This is a genomic window from Achromobacter insuavis, assembly GCF_902859645.1.
Taxonomy (GTDB): domain Bacteria; phylum Pseudomonadota; class Gammaproteobacteria; order Burkholderiales; family Burkholderiaceae_B; genus Achromobacter; species Achromobacter insuavis.
The window spans coordinates 23,976-44,159 of record NZ_CADIJR010000011.1 but is presented as its reverse complement, the minus strand read 5'-3'; the positions used below and the strand labels follow the sequence as shown (position 1 = coordinate 44,159).

Annotated in this window: 17 protein-coding genes; 3 read left to right on the top strand and 14 right to left on the bottom strand. The window is 62.0% G+C overall.

Annotated elements, in window-relative coordinates; all coding sequences use genetic code 11:
* Positions 1-37 precede the first annotated feature (37 nt).
* Together H0523_RS08645 and H0523_RS08640 are read left to right on the top strand one after the other, a co-directional pair.
* Positions 38-1,072: a DUF1254 domain-containing protein gene (locus tag H0523_RS08645; RefSeq protein ID WP_054429751.1), complete on the top strand. Its 1,035-nt coding sequence runs from the start codon at positions 38-40 to the stop codon at positions 1,070-1,072.
* A gap of 35 nt (positions 1,073-1,107) precedes the next feature.
* A complete protein-coding gene (locus H0523_RS08640) occupies positions 1,108-2,127 on the top strand; it encodes an AraC-like ligand-binding domain-containing protein (protein ID WP_054460460.1) in 1,020 nt (339 codons plus the stop codon).
* A 22-nt stretch (positions 2,128-2,149) separates the two neighbouring features.
* On the opposite strand, the gene H0523_RS08635 is transcribed toward H0523_RS08640, so the two are convergent.
* The 7 genes from H0523_RS08635 to H0523_RS08605 form a co-directional block, all read right to left on the bottom strand.
* Positions 2,150-2,941, bottom strand: a complete 792-nt coding sequence (locus H0523_RS08635) for a hypothetical protein (RefSeq protein WP_054460463.1) — start codon at positions 2,939-2,941, stop codon at positions 2,150-2,152.
* Positions 2,942-2,979: 38 nt separating this feature from the next.
* Positions 2,980-3,813 (bottom strand): acid phosphatase, encoded by an 834-nt coding sequence (locus H0523_RS08630; RefSeq protein ID WP_054429754.1) that lies wholly within the window; start codon positions 3,811-3,813, stop codon positions 2,980-2,982.
* A 250-nt stretch (positions 3,814-4,063) separates the two neighbouring features.
* Positions 4,064-4,522, bottom strand: a complete 459-nt coding sequence (locus tag H0523_RS08625; RefSeq protein ID WP_054429755.1) for a carboxymuconolactone decarboxylase family protein — start codon at positions 4,520-4,522, stop codon at positions 4,064-4,066.
* Between the two features lie 63 nt (positions 4,523-4,585).
* The gene (locus H0523_RS08620; RefSeq protein WP_054429756.1) at positions 4,586-5,572 is read right to left on the bottom strand and encodes a Bug family tripartite tricarboxylate transporter substrate binding protein; all 987 of its coding nucleotides are present in this window, start codon (positions 5,570-5,572) and stop codon (positions 4,586-4,588) included.
* A gap of 69 nt (positions 5,573-5,641) precedes the next feature.
* Positions 5,642-6,640, bottom strand: a complete 999-nt coding sequence (locus tag H0523_RS08615; protein WP_054429757.1) for a cyclase family protein — start codon at positions 6,638-6,640, stop codon at positions 5,642-5,644.
* Between the two features lie 50 nt (positions 6,641-6,690).
* Positions 6,691-7,941: a CaiB/BaiF CoA transferase family protein gene (locus tag H0523_RS08610; RefSeq protein WP_054429758.1), complete on the bottom strand. Its 1,251-nt coding sequence runs from the start codon at positions 7,939-7,941 to the stop codon at positions 6,691-6,693.
* A gap of 35 nt (positions 7,942-7,976) precedes the next feature.
* Positions 7,977-8,822, bottom strand: coding sequence for an HpcH/HpaI aldolase/citrate lyase family protein (locus H0523_RS08605; RefSeq protein ID WP_054429759.1), 846 nt, complete (start codon positions 8,820-8,822; stop codon positions 7,977-7,979).
* Positions 8,823-8,907: 85 nt separating this feature from the next.
* Between H0523_RS08605 and H0523_RS08600 the strand changes: the two genes are divergently transcribed.
* On the top strand, positions 8,908-9,789 hold the full coding sequence (locus H0523_RS08600; protein WP_054429760.1) for a LysR family transcriptional regulator: 882 nt from the start codon (positions 8,908-8,910) through the stop codon (positions 9,787-9,789).
* Positions 9,790-9,933: 144 nt separating this feature from the next.
* On the opposite strand, the gene H0523_RS08595 is transcribed toward H0523_RS08600, so the two are convergent.
* The 7 genes from H0523_RS08595 to H0523_RS08565 form a co-directional block, all read right to left on the bottom strand.
* Positions 9,934-11,193: a PDDEXK-like family protein gene (locus tag H0523_RS08595; RefSeq protein ID WP_082385508.1), complete on the bottom strand. Its 1,260-nt coding sequence runs from the start codon at positions 11,191-11,193 to the stop codon at positions 9,934-9,936.
* Positions 11,194-11,467: 274 nt separating this feature from the next.
* Positions 11,468-13,273 (bottom strand): DUF262 domain-containing protein, encoded by a 1,806-nt coding sequence (locus H0523_RS08590; protein ID WP_231689747.1) that lies wholly within the window; start codon positions 13,271-13,273, stop codon positions 11,468-11,470.
* Between the two features lie 386 nt (positions 13,274-13,659).
* A complete protein-coding gene (gene fhuE, locus H0523_RS08585; protein ID WP_054429761.1) occupies positions 13,660-15,855 on the bottom strand; it encodes a ferric-rhodotorulic acid/ferric-coprogen receptor FhuE in 2,196 nt (731 codons plus the stop codon).
* Positions 15,856-16,237: 382 nt separating this feature from the next.
* Positions 16,238-17,188 (bottom strand): hypothetical protein, encoded by a 951-nt coding sequence (locus H0523_RS08580; protein WP_156349990.1) that lies wholly within the window; start codon positions 17,186-17,188, stop codon positions 16,238-16,240.
* A gap of 139 nt (positions 17,189-17,327) precedes the next feature.
* Entirely contained in the window at positions 17,328-18,464 is a 1,137-nt protein-coding gene (locus tag H0523_RS08575) for a TolB family protein (RefSeq protein WP_156349991.1), read from the bottom strand.
* A gap of 347 nt (positions 18,465-18,811) precedes the next feature.
* The gene (locus H0523_RS08570) at positions 18,812-19,393 is read right to left on the bottom strand and encodes a DUF8467 domain-containing protein (RefSeq protein ID WP_502711662.1); all 582 of its coding nucleotides are present in this window, start codon (positions 19,391-19,393) and stop codon (positions 18,812-18,814) included.
* 79 nt (positions 19,394-19,472) lie between these two features.
* Positions 19,473-20,147 carry a hypothetical protein gene (locus H0523_RS08565; protein ID WP_054429763.1) on the bottom strand — a complete coding sequence of 225 codons (675 nt, stop codon included), beginning with the start codon at positions 20,145-20,147 and terminating at the stop codon, positions 19,473-19,475.
* Between the last annotated feature and the right edge of the window lie 37 nt (positions 20,148-20,184).

Below are 20,184 nucleotides of genomic sequence, written 5' to 3'. Positions count from 1 at the left end.
GAATGCGGCATCAAGCCCCTATGATCGAAGGACCTCAATGTCACGCACCTCCGCCTCCCGCCTCGTTGTCCTGACGATGGCCATTGCCGGCGCCGCCCACGCGCAGTCCTCTCCCGATGCCGCCATCCCGGTGGGCGTCGACAATTTCGTGCGGGCCGAGACCGACCTGTACATGGCGAAAATCGTGGCCGATGGCAGCTTCGGGCGGTTCGTCCATAGCCGCGAGCCGGTTTCGATCGACGCGCAGAATGTCATCCGCATGAACCGGGACACGCTGTATTCAAGCGCCGTGTTCGACCTGGATGCCGGCCCGGTGACCATCACCCTGCCCAAGACCGGCAAGCGCTTCATGTCGATGCAGGTGGTCGACCAGAACCATTACGTGCCGGCTGTCTTCTACGGCGCCGGCCGCCATACCCTGAGCAAGGAGGCGATTGGCACCCGCTATGTCTTCGTGGCGATCCGCACGCTGGTCGATCCCGCCTCGCCCGAGGATATCCGCCAGGTGCATGCGCTGCAGGACGCCATCGCCGTCGACCAGGTCCGCACGGGCGAATTCGTGGTGCCGAAGTGGGACGCGGCCAGCCAGAAGACCGTTCGCGATGCGCTGCTGGTGCTGGGTTCGACGGTGCCCAACTACAACCGCGCGTTCGGCACTAAGGACAGCGTCGACCCCATCCAGCACTTGATCGGCACCGCCACGGGCTGGGGCGGAAACCCCGCCAAGGACGCCACCTATCTCGGCGGGGCCGTGCCCGACAATGATGGCAAGACCATCTATCGGCTCACGGTCGGCCAGGTGCCCGTCGACAGCTTCTGGTCGGTCAGCGTCTACAACGCGCAAGGCTACTTCGAAAAGAACCCGTATGGCGCCTACTCGTTGAACAACCTGACCGCCAAGAAAAGCGCCGATGGCTCGATCGCCATCCAGTTCGGCGGCTGCGACGGCAAGATCCCGAACTGCCTGCCCACGATGGCGGGCTGGAACTACACCGTCAGGCTGTATCAGCCGGGCCAGGCGATCCTGGACGGCCGCTGGCGCTTTCCGGAGCCGCAACGCGTCTCGCCCTAGGCTTCGACGCGCCCGATTTGGAGTAAAACGTCACCATGACCTGCCTGGAAGCGTTCATTTCCACCGATGGCATTGCCCCCTCGCTTCGTAATGATTACTGGCGCGAGGTGACGCGCCCGTTCTGCGACACGACCGTGGTCTCCAGCGACAAGGGGGCCACGCTCGAGGGCACCATGCGCATCCGCCACCTGGGTGGGTTGACGCTGGGCGCCACGACCTTCAATGCGCAGCGCTACAAGCGCGACCGGCCGACGATCGCCCGCAGCGGGCTGGACCATTATCTGGTGCATGTCGTGGTCGCGGGCTCCATACATGGGGATTTCGACGGCCGCGATGTGGTGGCGGGCCCGGGAGGCATCTGCTTCATCGACCTGGCGCGCGCCTACCACTGCCAGGTGGACGCCGGGCAACGCCTGGCGATGACGGTTCCCCGGGCCGGTATCAACCAGGCGCTGGGCGCGCGCGACCTTCACGGACTGGTGCTGCAGGCGGGCAATCCCATGACGCGCCTGCTCAAGGATTACCTTTGCGGCTTCCACGCGGTCTCGGGCCAGCTCTCCGCGAGCGAAGACGCCGCGGCGCTGGAGGCGCTGGGCACGCTGCTTTCCGCGGGCCTGGTCACCGCGGCGCCTGTCGAGCATTCGCCGACCTCGGTGCTGGGCCAGGCATTGCGCATGCGCGTGCTGGACTATATCGACCATCAATTGACGCAGCCCGATCTCGGCCCGGAGCGGCTGATGCAACGGTTCCGGGTGTCGCGCGCGCATCTCTACCGCGTCTTTGCCGACCTGGGCGGCGTTGCCCACGTCATCAAGCGCAAGCGGCTGGATGCGGCCTATGCCCGCCTGGTCGATCCGCGCCACGCCGCGCAACCGGCGAGCCAGATCGCGGCGCATTTCGGTTTTCGGGACATGGCGCGATTTCGCAAGTCATTCATTGCGCGCTTTGGTCTGGCGCCAGACGAGGCCAGCGACAGCGGCCGGCGGGGTTGTCCGCCCGCCACCGACGGCGACAACGCGCTGTCCAGCCATTTTTCCGCGCACAGCCGGCCGTGAGCCGCTCAAACGCCGCGCGGACTCAAAACCGGTAGGACAGCCCCAGGATAGGCCCCTGCTGGATGACGTTGTAGACAAAGCCATTCCGATTGAAGTTGACGCCCAGCGCGCGGTATCCCAGCACCGCCGCCAGGTCTGACTTGAACTGATAGGCCACCGCGGCCGTCGCGTCCCAGTCGAGCTTGGCCTGCCCCGCGCCCACCACGCCCCAGCCGGTCAGGTACCAGTGGTCGCTCAGGGCATACTGCCCCCGCAGGCCGGCGACCGCGTCGATCCAGGTGGCGCTGTCGCGTTCGCCACGGCCATCCAGCAGGCCGCCTTTCACGGAGAGCCTGGTGCTCGCGTACCAGAGCCGTCCGCCGCCGATGACGTCAAGGTGCCCCTGATCGCCCCCGAGCACTTCGTACCCCGCCCCGAAGAAGCCGGAGAAGGACTTGGACGTGACATCGACGCGCCTGCCGAGCACGCCGCGCCCGATGCTGCCGCCGGCGGAGAGCTGCGCGTACATGACATCCGCGACCAACGAGAAGCGCTGATAGCGCGCCTCCATCGCCCCCATGAAAGCCAGGTCCAGCTCGCTCATCACGTCGCTGAAGCTGGAGTCCAGGCGGGTCGCTGGCTGGCCGAACTGGCCCACCGTCCCGCGGATGCCTGACGCCCAGGCGTAGGGGCTGGCGTTGAATTGCCACTGCGCGGACGAGCGCGATGACTTGTCCATCAATGGGCTGATCGGCAGGGCGCCATCGGCGAACGCGGCCTGGCATAGGCCCAGCGCCAGACTCGGGGCAATCAGGGCGGCGAAAAAGGATTTCATGGTGTCTCGATGCGGCAGCGTGATAAGGGGAGAACGCGTCATCGCGGTTGCGACAGCGCCGCTTCCTCCGCCGCACAATCCAGGCCCGGCGCCGACCCGGCGACCTGCATCGCCCGCACCTCCTGGCGCGCGCCATTCAGGTCCGCCACGAACTCGGCGTTGTCACGCAGCAGCGCCACCGTGGCCGCGCCCATCGTGCGGCCGGCGTCCACGTCGCTTTGCCAATGCGCGTTGCAGATGACCCGGCTTTGCCCGAACTCCAGGCCGCGTCGCAGCAGGCGATTGGCGCGCTCGGGATTGACTTCGGCCAGCACCAGCGCCCAGGCCCAGCCCGCCGCCGTGTGCCCCGACGGGTATGAACCATCCTTGCGCAACAGCGGTTCCTGTTCCGGAAAGCACGTGCCTTCATCGTGGACCACGAACGGCCGCGCGCGGTTGTAGGTGTTCTTGACGCCGTAAGTGGACAGTCCGGCATCGGTAAGCACTTTCTGCATCAGCCGGTACAGGTGCGGGGTCTGCACTTCGGTGATGGCAAAGCCCATGGCGCACGAGAAACTGCGGGCCGGTTGCGGAAACTGCAGATCCGCATCCAGGCGGGCCAGCGTGGCGCGCGCGGAATTGCGCAGGGGCACGGTCGCCGCCCTGGCCTCTTCATCGCGCGCCAGCGCCGCGCTGGCCGCGGCGGGCGGCGGCCCGAGCAGTTCCAGGCTGTCGGGCAGCCGCTCTTTTGGCAGATAGCCCGGCGCCAGCTGAAAATGCGGGTCCGTGATCGCGGGATCCGGCTCGTTCCCCGCCCCGCTTGCGAGCGCGGCGCCGATGCCGAGGGAGAGAAAGAGAGCGCAGCCTGCCTTGCGACGTAGTTTTGCGAGCATGGATGATCTTGAGCATCAGTCGAATTGCGGAACGCTTCATCGCGGCCGGTCGCGCCGTGGCGACCGTCTGGAGCGTGAAAGCGTGGGCGAATTTACACGGATGATCGAGATAAGAAACGCAAATACCGCGCGCTGAGACAGAACGGCGCGATTAATGGGACATTGTGCGTCGTGGGGGCCGTCCGCGCGGGACGCAGGCCCCTTTTCTCCGGTCATTGCAGGCGTCACCGATGCGCCCGCCATGCCAGGCTCACTTGCCGCCGTCTCCAAACAGATCCGCCTGCCGCGCCTGCGCCGGCGCCAGCACATACCCGATCTCCTCCGCCACCTCGCGCAGAATTCCCTGCGCCAGGTTGAACGCGGTATTCGCCGCCGGCACGCCCGCGTAGATCGCGTTCTGCAGCAGCACTTCCTTCAGTTCATCCGGACTCAGCCGCGATTCGTCCTTCGCCGTCAGGGCGGCGCGCACGTGCAGCTCGAATTCCTCCCAGCGGCCCAGCGACAGGGTCACCGCCAGCACCATCATGCGCCGCGCCTTGTGCGGCAGGCCAGGACGGCTCCAGATGTCGTGCCAGGCGTAGCGGGTGATCAGGTTCTGGTAGTCGGCGGTGAAGGTGGTGGCGCGGTCCAGCGAGCGCTGCACCCATTCTTCTCCCAGCACGGCGCGGCGGTTGGCCAGGCCGCGCTCGAAATCGTCTTCCCGGCTCATTGCGGCATCTCCTTGGGGGCTTGCATCGGCGGGGCGGGCAACGGCGCTGCCCGCCCCTTCCGATCAGTTCACGGTGATGTTATTGGTTTTCACGACCTCGGCCCAGCGGACCTGCTCGGCGTCGACGAACTTGGCGAAGTCCGCCGCGCTGCTGCCGACCGGGGTCAGGCCGAGCTTGGCGAGCTTGTCGCGGGTTTCGGGGCGGGCCAGCGCCTTCTGCACCAGGTCCTGCAACTTGGCGACGACTTGCGGGTCGGCGCCCGCGGGCAGGAAGAAGCCGTTCCATTCGACGACATCGAAGGCCTTGACGCCGCCTTCGCTGACCGTGGGCACGTTGGGCAGGTCGGGCATGCGCGCGGCCGACGAGACGGCCAGCGCCTTGAGCTTGCCGGTGCTGACGTAGTTCAGGCTGGACGCGGCGTTGGCGAAGTAGACGTCGACCTGCCCGCCCATGACGTCGACGATGGCCGGCGCGCCGCCCTTGTACGGGACGTGCACGACGTCGATCTGGGCATCCTTCTTGAGCAGTTCGGCGGCCATCTGCGCCAGGCTGCCCGGGCCATACGAGGCATACGTGTAGCGGCCGGGATTGGCGCGCGCGGCCTTGATGAAGTCCGGCAGGCTGTTGAAGGCCGAGCCGGTGGCGGCGACCAGGATGTTGGGCACGCTGACGGCCTGCGAGACGGGAATGAAGTCCTTCTTGGCGTCGTAGGGCAGCTTGCGCAGCACGGGGTTGATGGAGAACGCGGAGGCGTCGTACAGCACGGTGTAGCCGTCGGGTTTGGCGCGGGCCACGTAGGCGGCGCCGATGGAGCCGCTGGCGCCGCCCTTGTTCTCGATGACGACGCTTTGGCCGGCGACTTCACCCATGCCTTGCGCGATGATGCGGGCGGCGTTGTCGGCGCCGCCGCCGGCCGAGTACGGCACCACCACGGTGATGGGCTGGTCGGGGTAGCCGGCGGCCTGGGCCGCGCCCAGGGTGCAGGCCAGGCCCAACGCGGCGGCCACGGGACGCAATGCGGCCAGGGCCGCGTGACGGGTTTTCTTCATGTGTGCTCCTCACGTCTCCCCTGCGGGGATGTTGAATCGATCAAGGATCGTGGCGCGATCCGCCCGAGGTCAGACGGTCGCGATGGGGTTGACCGGCGCGCCCACCAGGCCGGGCACGTACATCGGTGCGGCGGTCAGGAAGAAGGCGTGGCGGCCATGCTGGCGCAGCCAGTGCGCCAGCGGGGTCAGGTGCCAGAGTTCGCCGAGCGGCAGGCCCAGCTTGAACAGGCATTGTTCGTGCAGCGGCAAGAGCGGCCCGCTGCCCGATTCCAGGTGATGGTTGCGCAGTTCCACCGCGTGATTGTCGGCGGCGATGGCGGCGATGCGGCTGTCCTTGATCCAGGCGAGCAATTGCGCGTCGGCGCCGTCCAGCACGCAGCAGCTGGTCTTGAGCCGTTCCTGTTCGTCGTCGCCCAGGGTGAGCGCCAGGTCGGCCAGGCCGGTGTGCAGGCACAGGATGTCGCCGGGACGCGCCTGCACGCCGTCGGCCTGCATCACGTCCATCAGGTCCTGGTACGAGACCTTGCGATGCGCGTCGCCGAAGCGGGCGCGCAGGTCGACCATGACGCCGCGGCCCTGGATGCCGTGCCGCGCCATGGGCGCGATGGACAGGTCCTGCGTGCCGGTGAAGCCGTCGGCGCGCGGTTCGCTGACGGTAAACCCGTTGTAGCCGGTGGGCTGCGGCTGGCCGGTGCCGTGGGCGTCGTACATCGCGCCGACGTGGCCCAGGGCGTCCCATTGCGTGGAGTACTGCGGCGACAGCGTGACGCGGTCGTCGCTGACGACGTCGGTGGCGCCCGGCACGTCGCGTGCCAGGGGATAGCGGTAGACCGGCACGCCGTTCTTCTCGGCGGGCTGGATTACCGGGCCCTTGCGCCGCGGGTTGAGCACGGGCGCGCGCGGCACCGTCAATGGCAGGCTCAGGGAAAAAGACAGCCCTTCCCGGATTTCCGCGACGGCGGCCAGGCGCGCCTGGCGGTCCAGGTGGTTCAGGGTGCCGAGCTGGTCGTCGTCGCCGAAATCACCCCAGTTGGAGCCTTCGGGACGCTGCTGGTAGCGTGGACGCATTTTTTGTCTCCTCGTTCTGTCTCGGACGAGTCTTGTGATCGTTTTGCTGGCTATTGCACCACCGAGGATTGCCGCAGTCGGTCGATTTCGGACGCGGTGTATCCCAGGGTGGACAGAATTTTTTCGCTGTGTTCGCCCAGGCCGGGCGCGCCGCGCCGCGTCCCAGACTCGCCGCGTCCCGCTCCGGAGTCGCCGTGCCCTGCCCCGGGCTCGCCGACGGGCGTTTGCGCGGCGTCGCCGAAATGGGCCCATTGCGCCAGGCCGAGGTAATCGCCGGCCTGCGGGTTGTGGTACGGACGCATGAGTCCCATGGCCTCGACCTGGGGATGGTCGAACATGTCCTCGACCGGGCGCACTTCGGCGCAAGGCACGCTCTGCCCAAAGCGCTCGGCCCATTCGCGCGCCGATGCGCGCGACAGCGCCTGGCGCACCCGCGGCACCAGCACGGCGGCCTGCGCCGCGCGCTTCTTGACGGAGTCGTAGTCGGGGTGTTCGGCCAACTCAGGCAGGTCGAGGTGGCCGCACAGCGCGCGCCAGAAATGCGGCGTATTGGCCGACAGGTACAGGTGGCCGTCGCGGGTGGGATGGATGCCGGTGATGCCGCCCGAGCGCATGTCGCGCTCGATGTGACGCGATTCGCCGTCGGCCCACACCAGGCGGGCCGACTGCATCGCCAGCGCGCTGCCCAGCAACGAGACTTCGATCGCCTGGCCGCGTCCGGTCTTCTCGCGGCGGTAGAGGGCCGCCGCCACGCTGTTCGAGATCAGCGCGGCGCCGTAGTAATCGACCACCGAGCCGTACAGCACCTCGGGCGGACCGTCGGCCTTGGCCTGGGCCGCGCACATGCCGGTCATGGACTGCAGCACCTGGTCGTAGCCGGCGTGGCGCGCCATCGGGCCGACCGCGCCATAACCAGTCATGGCGCAATAGACCAGGCGCGGGTTGACCGCCGACAGCGTGGCGAAGTCGATGCGCAGGCGCTCGGGCACGCCGGGCCGGAAGTTGTGGACCAGCACGTCGGCCTCGCGCACCAGGCGCAGCAGGATCTCGTGGCCGGCGGCTTCCTTCAGGTTCAGGCACAGGCCGCGCTTGTTGCGGTTGATGCCCAGGAAGGCGCGGCTTTCGCTGGCCAGCGTCGACGGGTATTTGCGCAGGTTGTCGCCTTCGGGCGGCTCGACCTTGATGACGTCGGCGCCCATGTCGCCCAGCAGGGCGCAACCATAGGGGCCGGCGATATAGGCGCTCAGGTCCAGGACCTTGATGCCGGCCAGCGGCAGGTCGGCGGGGGATGCTTGTTGCATGGGGAATTCACTCATTGTCGGTGTCGGGACCGGCCTCACGCTACCCGGCCGGCGGCCAGCAGCACGTCCTGGGCGCGGCGCACGAACGGGGCGTCGATCATCTTGCCGTCGAGCAGGAAGGCGCCGACGCCGTCATGCTCGCGGCTGGCGGACACGATGCGCTCGGCCTGCGCGACCTCTTCGGCGTTGAAACCGAACACCTCGTTGGCGATGGCGATCTGGCTGGGATGCACGCACGACTTGCCCAGGAACCCGAGCGAGCGCGCCAGTTGCGCCTCGGCCCGAAAGCCGTCGGCGTCGCGCACGCGGGCATAGGCCGCGTCCATGGCGTACTTGCCGGCGCACCCCGCGGCCAGGCGCAGCGACAGCATCACCATGCGCAGCGTGTCGGGCTGGTAGCGCTCGATGCCGAGCGGCTCGAACAGGTCGGCCAGGCCCAACTGCAAGCCGGCAACGCGGGGATGGGCCGCGGCCAGTTGCGCGGCGTCGGCCAGCGCCCGCGGGGTTTCGACGGTGACCAGGAATTCACCGGCGAAGCCCGCTTCCATGGCCTCGTCGATCGCGGCGCGCAACGCGGCGGCGCTTTCGACCTTGGGCAGGTTCAGCACGTCGATGGGCAGGCCGCGCAGCGCAGCCAGGTCGGCGGGATAGTCGGGGGTGTCCGCGGCGTTGACGCGGACGATAATTTTCTTGGGATGTTGCGCATTGGCCGTGGCGAACGCGGACGCGCCCAGCCAGGCGGCCAAAGCGGCGCGGGCTTCCTGCTTGCGGGGCGGCGCGACCGCGTCCTCCAGGTCGAAGGACAGCGCATCGGCCGCGCTGACCAGGGCCTTGTCGAACAGTTCCGGACGCGAGGCCGGGACGAAAAGCTTGCTTCTCATTGATGTCTCCTGGGGGCATTGTGGCGCTGGAGACACCCGGCCGGGGACAGCCAAATTACGATAAGACGATAGAATATCTATCATCATGAACACCGACTTCCTGCACACGCTGGCCGCCGTGGCGCGCCATGGCTCCATGGCCGAGGCCGCCCGCCGCCTGGGGCTGACCCACGGCGCGGTAGCGCAGCAGATCCGCAAGCTGGAGCAGGAGCTGGGCGTGGCGCTGGTGGCGCGCGCCGGCCGCACCGTACACCTGACTGCCAAGGCCACCGAGCTGATCGGCCCGATGCGCGAGGTGCTGGAGCGGATCGAGAAGATCCGCTACCTGGCGCGCTCCGACGAGATGATGGGCGAGCTGCGGCTGGGCGCCGGCAACACGGCGCTGAATTCGATGGTGCCGGCCATCCTGGAACACCTGGTGCGGCGCCATCCTTTGATCAACGTCGAGATCCAGCCTGGCCATTCGGCGCGCTTCTACCCCGCCATCGAAAGCGGTGAACTGGACGCCGCCATCGCGCTGGAAGCGCCCTACCCGCTGTCCAAGAGCCTGGGCTGGCAGTTGCTGCGCGAAGAACCTTACGTGCTGGCGGCGGCGCCGCGCCATGCCGGGCGCCACCCGCACAGCCTGCTGACGGCGGAGCCGTTCATCCGCTACCAGCGCAGCGACTGGGGCGGCCAACACATCGACGATTACCTGCGGCGCGTCGGCATCACACCGCGCGAACGGTTCGAGCTGAACGCCATCGAATCGATCGCGGTGATGGTCAGCCGCGACCTGGGCGTGGCGATCCTGCCGCGTTCCACCAACGGCGCGATCGAACGGCTCGGCCTGCTCGCCCTGCCGCTACCCGAGCCCTGCGAGCCGCGCCGCTTCGGCCTGATCTGGTCGCGCGGATCGCCGCGGCTGGCGCTGGTTCGTGCATTCTGTAATATCGCCGTGGTCGAGTATGGCAACGCGCAACACTGATGCCCGTAGCATTCAATACCGATAGCGCATCATCAGAATCGCGCAACGCTCCGTGCGCCCATCGCCCGGGAGAAGCGCGGCGGAGTAGCCGCATTCAACCATTTTCAATCGACACGGCTCAATTCTCCAACGAAACGCTTATGCTCAGCGTGAGATGGGAAGAATGCTCTGCAAATAATGCAATTGGGAAGCCGCATCTTCAATCGCTCGTTCCAAGCCAAGATCTTTTCGACGACGCAACGCTACAAACGATTGCTCATCATGAACCCTCCGGTTTATCCCGTTCTCTAAGCGCGCTTCGGCCGCGATTTTCAATACCCCCTCACGCAGATCGACGCGCACATCATTCAATTGAATGAAAGTGATCACCTTGAATGATTCCCCTGTTCGCCAGACAGTAACGCCCGCGGGAAGGTAACGTGCATCCATCTCCACCAACGGTTGCCATTTTCGCAAAGAAACCGATATTCTCACGCGCTTGGTATTAACAATGAGATCGGCGTGTTCTGCTCGCATGGCATGAATGAACGGAGCGAACTGCATCTCGCGAATGCAATCATCCCATACTGAAGTACGCCGCCAGTAAAGTTGAAAGAGACGAAGCCGGGCCTTCCCGTGCAGAGTATCAGCATCCTTGATCAATTGCGAGAGCATGTACGCTCTAGCCCCCTTTCTAGAATCTGCAGCCCAATCCGCCATCAGCCCGATTACATCTGTGTGCGTGCTAGCGACTTCGGTTACCAGTCGACCATAAGCCGTCTCAGCCACAGCCTCGTCCGCCTCCTCCTCAATCACGCTGCGAAACTGCGACAGTGCAACGCGCACATGATCAGCTGTCGCTTCTCTGGCCTCTGCTTCATGCAAAAATTCCGCTAACCAATCATATCCGATGGGAATCCACTGATCATCCTTAGGGTTAGCTTCATTTGAGTCAAGAAAAATGTATACCCCGCGATATTTCGGGAATAATTTTTCCAAAGCTCTACGGTAGTCTTTCAACTGCCCCACGGATTGGTGTGCACCGAATTTATTTTCAATTGCTACGTAACGGTTGCGCCCTGGATCAACCACAAGGATATCTAGATATCGACCTGCGAGTTCTACCTCGGTAGTCACCATGGAAGCCGAAAACCCTTCGGTCTGTATGTTGGCCGGAGATAGGAACCGACGGGTCGGTAGATCTAGATTTGCTTGATCGCTCTGCACCCATGCTCGGACCAAAAGCGACTGGATAGCCAAGTCGCCAAGTCCGTGCCCCTCAGTCGGATCCAGTAACCACGCGATAAAGCGCGAGACATTTACTTCCTTTGGATAGCAAATCCGAAGCGGCTCCCAAGTAGCTGTGGATGCCGTTAAGCGCTGTACGTTGGAATCACTAAAAAATCGATCTACCAATTGGTCCATTTACTTGCTCTCGAATGCCATGCAAATGCGGGACTGTGGCTTTAGCCCGCCGCCAATAAGAATCAAAGTTATTCCGCGACTCTGGTGTCGTACAACGGTTGCGCACCTCCCGCCGTAGGCGAGACCCATACCCCAAAAGCCACGACCCGGCACTGAGAAGTAAATGAACGAAACCGACCGCTCCGAAAATAAAAACCGGCATTTGAACCCGTGAATATCACGAACACCAATGACATCGAAATTCGGTGCCTGATTTCTCATCAACATCGTCACTCTAAACGATTACTTCTGTCGACTGGACACTCGACACGCCACCGACGATGCCCCAGGCTCGCCATGCCAAATCAGCCAGAAGACATTGTCGTCTTTCTATTGCGTCTGCATTCCAACTATCAAAAGGGCTCAGCGCCGCGACGGTGCGGTCAATCCTCGTGTTCGATCCGATTTTTGGCCTTTCAGGCAGCACTCGCGTTAGCAACAGTTGCGATTGCAGGTACACATGGCGCTTTTTTGAATACGGTCGATTGCCCAAAGAAGCGTTGATAGATTTCTCTGCCAAAACGAGATTACCCAACCGCTGGGCCAATTCATCCAAATCCCCGCCCCCAAACTCGGACACTGCCTCACTACTGGGGTTCTCCGGAAGAATATGTTCTATTTCGAAGCCGCCATTAATATATCGATTGAGCCAACGGGTGCCCTCACTTTCCCCATACGCTTCTAGCTCAACGAATTGAGTCAATTTTGCTAGAATATAGCGCAAGCGGTATTTTTGGACAGATTTAGAAGTAAGGCGACGCATAGCGTCAAGAAACCTGGAGGACAACGCAATCCGTGCGCTAGTGAATCTCTCCGCGACAAATTTTTCGAACTGATCAGAAGTTTTCACCTGCCTAAGTTCAGCTGCCCAGCGTACAAAGTCTCGCTCAAAGTCACGTGTAGGCTCACGCGTGATCACATAGCAGAAAAAGAGGTTCTCAACTTCCGAACAAAGACGGTCAAACAGCTCCCCAGTGAGATGACGCCCCCCAAGTAATAGGATCAAATGCTGGCGGGCAGCCTTGCCCCCTAGGTACTGCATGTTTTCCAGAAAGCGATTAGCGTTACCATTTTGATCTTTGCCCGAGAAGAAATTACGGTAAGCAGATGCCGATGCCACCAATTCCTTCGCAAAAGCCAGGGGATTATTCGCATATCCGCAAAGTGCTTCGTGTTTGGTCAACCACCCATATATCTCATCCTCCCGCAAAACATCGACGTCATAATTGCTGAATATGAAATAACGTAGAAATCGCAATGGCTTCTCACCCATCGCAAATATTGTGTCCTGAAGCTCCTTCCAGGTGACCTTGAGTTTCTCGAAATTATCTCGACTGGCCTTCATGAACAAAAGGTTCTTCAGCAGATCCATCGAATCCAGGCCTACCCCTCGGTCGTTAATCGTTTCAAATACCTTTAACGCCTTGGCTACATCCTGGGTCTGGATACGTATGAGTTTTACCCGGTTAGTCAGATAACCGTAAAAAGCGCGCGTCGCCTCACTATTGAGCCCAAATTCCCGCTGCAAGAAGCTACGCGCGGTCAAATACGCATTGTGAATATTGGCCATCGACCGGGTCAGTTTTTCAACAGGATAATTATCGCTATCTTGTGCGGCCAACCGTTGCAGCATGCCGCCGCTGTCTTCGTACTGAAGATCCATCCGAAGCCGATAATGATCCTGGCCATTGACATCAGTGGACGTCGCGGCGATCTGCGCCCCTAGAGCTCCTGGAGGGGTCTGTCTCAGCTCTACCAAATGGTCACGAATTGCACACAAAGCGACGTAGATCGTCGTCATCCGCTGCTGCCCGTCAATCAGTTCCAGAACACCACTCGGCCCAGGACAGACTACGATGCTGCCGATGAAATATTCCGGCACCGCACCCTCAGCACGACTGCCCAACTCCCCAAAGATATCTCCAAGTAGCTGTTCTACTTGATCAGTCTCCCAGACATATTCTCGCTGGTAGTCGGGAACTACGTAAAAACTCTGCAGAACCCCGGCGATCGTCAGGTCCTGACTCTCGATGGTCGTCATGGCCAATTGGTTACCTCGATGTAATGAGCCTGGGAGGACAGGCTGTGCGTCACAATTCTGTTGGTAACATATTTTATCTATTTTTATATTCCTGTGGCAGCAAAGAAGAACCGCTACCCTCAAACCGCCCCTCGACTATGGCGCGGACCAATCAACGGGAAAAGTGATCCCGAACTGCCAATGGACTAGCCTACGGATTGAACTCCAGTCGCTGGCACATCGGAGTCTCGTCAGGCATGGGTGTCTATTCTGACGATGCCACCTAATGCCAATCACGAGCGCTCACCCACCCACGCTCAGCTTGGGTACGTAGGCCCTTCGTTGAAGGATGGGCAAGCGCGTCAGTTTCGGGCGATTATTCAGACTGACGCTATACCTCCGTCACCTCAATACTGATACCGCATCGTCAACGTCGCGCTGCGCCCCGCCGCCCACGCGCCCTGGCTGTAGAAGCCGATCTGCGAGTAGTACTTGCGGTCCATCAGGTTGTTGACGTTCAGCTGCGCCGACAGGCTCTTGTCGAACTTGTAGCGCGCCATCAGGTTGACCAGCGCATAGCTGCCCTGCCCCACGCGTTCTTCGCCATTGGGACCGTTGGCGATCGTGTAGACGTGGCTCTGCCAGTTGACGCCGCCGCCCACCGTCAGCCGGTTCCAATCGCCCGGCAACTGATAGGTCGTGAACAAGCGCACCAGGCTGCGCGGCTGGTCGGTCTGGATCGGGCTGCCCTCGCCGTCGCGCGCGGTCCAGTGCGACCAACCGGCCGCCACGTTCCAGCCCGGCGAGACCTCGCCCGACAGTTCCAGGTCGAAGCCGCGGCTGCGGGTGCCCTTGGTGGCGCGGTAGGCCTGGTTGATGGTGCCGGGAATCAGATAGCCGGTGTCTTCCTGCGCGAGGTTGTCCTGGTTGACCTGGAACACGGATGCCGACGCATTCAGGCGGCCATCGAGGAACTCACCCTTGACCCCCGCCTCGTAGGCCTTGCCTTCCAGCGGATCGAGCCAGCTGCCGTTGCGATCCTGAAAGCTCTGCGGGTTGAAGATGCCCGTGTAGCTGACATAGGCCGTGTAGTTCTCGTTGATGTCGTACAGCAGGCCCGCGTAGGGCACGAACGCGTCCTTGTCGAACGCCTGCCGGCTGCCGCCGCCAAAACCAACCGAGTCCGTCTTCCACGTGCTGTAGCGGCCGCCGACGATCAGCTTGAGCGGATCGGCCAGGCTGAAGCGCAGCGCGCCGTACCAGCCGGCCTGCTTGGTGGTGTAGCGGCTGGCCAGGGTGGCAGTGTCGCTCCACTGCGGTTCAGGGTAGGAGCCGTCCCATTCCAGGAAGTTGCCGATCGGCGCCGGCGAGACGGCGCCGCGGTTGAAGAATTCGGCGTACTGGCGGGTGAAGCTGGCGCCGACCACCGCTTCGTGCTGGCGGCCGAACAACGAGAAGGGGCCGGAGGCCTTGATATCCAGGCTGTTCTGCTTGCGGTCGCCGTAGTAGCGCTGGGCCGAGGCGCCCATGCCCAGGCCGGTGCCGCGGTCGGGCCAGCCATACAGGTAGAGCAGCTTGCCATCCATTTCGTGCTTGGAATGCGAGACGCTGGCCTGCACGCGCCAATCGTTGTCGAAGCGGTGCTCCAGGCTGGCGAAGGCGCCTTCGGTGGTGCTGGCCCACTTGGTCCAGTCGGCGCCGGTGTTGAGCGAGCGTTTCCAGTCGGTGCGGCCGCCGTCGGCGTACCACAACGGGAAGCCGCCCCAGCTGCTGCGCCGCGGCTGGTTGTCCTGGTAGTTGAAGCCGACGCTCAACGTCGTGCGAGCGGTCAGGTCGGCGTCGACGACGCCGTAGAAGACCTTCTTGCGGTTCTGGTAGCCGTCCAGGTACGAGTGGTTGTCCTGGTAGGCCGAGACGATGCGGCCGCGCACGCTGCCGCTGGCGTTCAGCGGCGAGGACAGGTCGGCGCTGGCGCGATAGGCGTCCGAGGTGCCGGCGCTGACGCTCAGGTCAGCCTTGAATTCGCGGCTGGTGGCGTGCTTGCGGACCAGGTTGACCGAGGCGGACGGGTTGCCGGCGCCGGTCAGCAGGCCGGTGGCGCCGCGCACCACTTCGACGCGGTCATAGATGATGGAGTCCAGCGACGACTCACCGCCGGCATAGCCGATATCAAAGCTGGTGGGCACGCCGTCGTACAGGTAGTTGCTGATGGCGAAGCCGCGCGAGCTGAAGGTGTAGCGCTCGCTGTCGTAGTTCTGCACCGAGATGCCGGGGGTGTTGCCGAGGATGTCGGTGATCGAGCGCATGTCCTGGTCTTCGATGCGCTGGCGCGTGACCACGGTGACCGACTGCGGGGTTTCGCGCAGCGACAGCGGCAGGCCGGTGCTGGCGGACGTGGCGCGCGGGGTATAGGAACCGGTGCCCTCGGTGGTGGTCGGGTCGCCATCGGCCTGGACCTGCACGGCGGGCAAGGTGGCGACACCACTCTCCTGCGCCAGGACGGCGCCGCTGGCTAACGCCATCAATACCAGGCTGGTGGCGCGCCGCAGGGTGGCGCGTGGACGACGGGAGAGGTGAAGGCCGACGGGCCGCGGGTCTTGCATGATGGCTTCCTTTCGCAGAGCGGGTGAAACAAGGCGAAAGGAAGTTTAATGCGAACTATTCTCATGTGCATTAGTGTTGCTAATAAGCATCGCATGAGTCGGAAGGCTTCCCGCAGGGTTGCGCTGAGGGAGAGCGCGTGGCACGCGTGTGATTGGTGCCGGCTCCCAGATGGAAGCCCCCCCCCGCGATAAACGGGGAAATTTATTGACTTACCGATCCACCGACTTCATATCGCATTTCTTCTGCCACACATCGCAAAGCCCGCCGAACCTCGCGCGCCCGGCCAGTTGCTCGCTCCTGCGCGCTCGACGATCTCATTCCTGGGTAAACGCTTGCGATGCATGAGGCAATCGGGCAGCAACCAGGCCCGATGTTCAGCATTTATCGTGCCATCTTGGGTACGGCTACGCATTCATTAGAGACGCAAACCCAAGCATCGAATTCTCCGGATGCCTTTTTCGACCATCGCGTGCCGTCAAAAACGTAAAACCCGTTCCAGAAAAAACGCGCTGCGTTAGGGTCCTTGCCCGCGCCGGGCACAGGGTTAACGAAACTTCCAGCCAATGGTTGTGGCACACCAGTCGCCGATGGGCTGGTCAACTGAATCTGTCGAAGGCCCTCAATTAGAGTAATCGTTCCGTCAACCCATACTTTGAGGACTGCACCTGCATTGGGGTCATAAGCACTATCAACGCCAGAGTACAGGTCCTGATAACCGTCTTTGTAATGAGTGAATGTCGCAGTTCTACCACCTAGCCTTGTGCCGGTCACTCCCTTTATCACATAGGCCAGACCTTCCACATTTCCGGAAAATGACGTTCCAACAATGGTATTGCCGAAAATATCCGTATACGTCAAGCCGTTGAGCCGATCCAGCATGCCCGCTACCCAAGCAGTGAGGCTCTTTATTTTTTCCCAAAGCGCCTCAACACCCGCCCGAGGCCAGTCGATAATCATCAGCTTGTGATAGAAAGCAAACGCCATGAACGTCGCATATCCGCTCTCCTGCTCGGGAAGAGATTTGAAGTCCACCTCTCGCAATGCTTCAAGCAAGGCTCTATCTGCCTCAGCGATCAAATATGCCTCGTTGGGTTGTCCCGCTGCCTTCGCATAAGCGATGTCGTGCGCCTTGCATATTGTGTCGATAACACTCGCCTGGCCTCCCGGAAGCATCAGTACAGGACTGTCCAGCATTTGCTGGATTGTTATATTTGGATTTCTCTGCCCAGCAGACCATCCAGGACCGCACCACTCGCCATAAACAGGCATCCAAGCTGACGCATCAAAAACAGTAAACCCATCAACACCAGTTGATTGTTGTTCTGCAGCCATTTAGCCACCTCATCGAAGTCATGAACAGAAGTGGTAGCGCATTATCAATCAACTCCAATATTGAATTGGCCGAACCGGGCAACGGAGAAGCACTTCAAAGAGAAACCACGCCGAGCTTGTATAGCTGAGCCTCGCAGTTTTAGAGATCTGCAGCAGACACTTGGATCAATGTCGCTTGCTCCACAGAGGGTACGCGCACGTTCTCCCAGGACTGGGTTTCAAGGCTGAATTTGGCAAACCCCACCCGCTTTTCACCTCGACTCATGGGAAGATCCCAGAATATTGCCGCCACAAAACGACCCGCCGGGTCCGCCGCGAGTTCTTTGGGGTAGCTGCGCGTACGTGCTCTCCAAATGGTTTGACGCTGATCGGGAGAAACACGCATCAGGCCCTGAGATGGATCTTGAATCGTGCCAGCCCACACAAAGACATTTCCCTGGTCATCAGCAGTCCTAAAACTGGCATTGATGACATTGGGATATTGAACAGGCACTGGATCTTCAAGCTGCCCCCGACTTAGCGTAAAAATTTCATTGCCATAATATTTCTTTCCATAACCCGGATTTCTTAACCGGGAGCTCGGGCCATAAGAACCAAGAAAGATTTCATTGCCATTGCGATAGAACAACTCTCTGCCACTCAGAAAATCGAACTTCTTGCCAGTAAATAATCTCTCAGACTTAGACGAAAGATCGTATTCCCAAATATTCAAATCCAATAACGAAACCCTGCCGGGAGGCAAAACTCGATCACTTCTCCAGAACGCGATTTTCCTTTCGTCCGGAGACATTCCCGGCGAAAGGTTCACGCCAGGGGAAACTGGCAAAATTCGAAGATCCGTGCCATCACTTCGCATCATCAAAATCTGAGACGCGCTCACCCCTCGTTGAGCGTCTGCGTAGGTCCTACCATAGAGAGGGTTGCGACTCATCAAGATATATGTGCCGCGAGGCGAATAATGCGCGTAAGAATACGAATAACCTTCAGGCAACACAAAACGGGAGAGTATTCCCGACCCTAAGTTGTAGCGCATGACAAAACAACTATCTTCCTGATCGAGGCATTCCAAAAACAGCCAATCCTGACCGTTGGGATGCACACTTAGAGACCGCAGATCCCGGCCCCCGTTTTGCTGTTGGAAAGCGGTTTCGTACTCGGAGATAGTCTCGAACGCTCGCGCCGCGCGCATTGGTTCCACGGTTGATATACATACCGCGGCCATGACCAACGCGAGAACCTTAACCGCCATCTTCACCAACTTTCCAACAATGATCATCGTTCCCTCTTCAGGGGGGGGACAAGGGCCGCCAAGCGTTTATCGGCTAGGCGCATCAGCATCGCAAAGAAAATAATGAGATACGATCTCATTCAATTGGTAGTGTCAAGTGGGGAGCTGAATACTTAGGACGTACCGACAACGCCCTGAGAGCGCTATCCTGACTCGCGCTCCTGATGTCGTGAACTGCGGGTTCGGCACGACGAGCCCCGAAACGTTACCGATCCACCGACTTCATATCGCAAGCCGTCTGCTCCACATCGCCGACCCCGCCGAACCGCGCACACCCGGCGTGTTACCTGCCCTCGGCGCGTTCGACAATCGTGCAATAGCATCGCGAAGAAGTATCAGGCGGCGCTAGCACCCTTCGGAACAAATAGGGCATGTGCTCCATTGGCCAGATAGGCGCCGTTCAGGCCATCAAATTTCCGTGCCGCGTCTGGCCACGCAATGAATTTCCGATCAACCCGTGCTCCGCGCTGACCCGTCGCAGCGTCAATTGACACCACCTTCTGTCCGCGCGCCCTTGCCTCATGCAGCACGATCGCCACGAATGCCTCGGTATGCTCGTCACCCGCGGGAATGGACGCTCGCAGCTCGCCGTTGAGCATCGAATCCGGAAGAAAGTCCGCGGTTCTTGACCGCAAAAGGCTGACCAGCCCCGATCCCACCAGCGCGTAGATCCACCCCTTTCCCGAGGGATGACGTTTCACATAGCGATTGTGAAAATCCGCTTCGGAGATGATGGATGAATCCACGATCGTCACGTGAACCCCGCCACACGCATCGATTCGATTCCTGTATCCCGGCCGCTCGACGTCCGGCTGCTCCCGCATGTCGACGAAGCGGATCGAGGGACGTGCTTTCAATAGCGCGGCAGCGAAGTCAGCCTCATCCACTGAAGTCATGAATAGGCACTGCTGAATCATCCTGGAGTCGGCCACGGGTCGCCCTATTCCGGTTCCGCAATGGATGCCCGCGCCAGGATCACCGGCATGAAGCCTGCCATTACCGGTCCACCGACTTCATGTCGCAGCTCGTCTCCTGCACGTCGCACAGCCCCCGGAACCAGGCGCGCCCGGCCAGTTGCTCGCCCTTGGGGCGTTCGACGATCTCATCCTTGGGCGAGCGCTTGCGGTCCACCAGGTAATCCAGCAGCACCCAGCTTTCATGGCAGGCGCGGATGCCCTGGATCTTGCCCATTTCGGTCAGCCAGTCGCTGCCCAGGTCCACCAGGCGCTGGCTGGCGGCGTCGGGCTTGGCATAGCCGCGCGCGGACTGGATGCCGACCCGGGCATCGTCGGCGCGGATCCAGCCTTCGCCCTTGTAGAGCTTGCGCGGCGCACGCTCCGGATATTCTTCCTCGTTGTAGGCATCGCTGGCGTTGGCGATCCTGAGCCAGCCGTCCCTGGCTTCCTTCACGTCGAAGGTGACGCTGTACGAATACTCCGGCTCGCCGGCGGCGGGCTTGGCGGGGATCTGGCCCAGGGCCTTGGCGCTGGCGGACGGCGCGTCGCGCACGGTGATCGACGGCTTGTCGTAGTTGGCCCAGGCGCTGAAGGCGCAGGTGGTCGCGCCCGCGGGGGCTTCGGCTTGGGCAGAGGCGGCGATGACCGGCGGCGCGGCCAGCAGCGCCAGCGTCAGCGCGGCGATCGAAGCGGTCAGACGGGGACGAATATGCATGAAAACTCCAAAGCGTCGACGATCCGGGCCCGGCCGG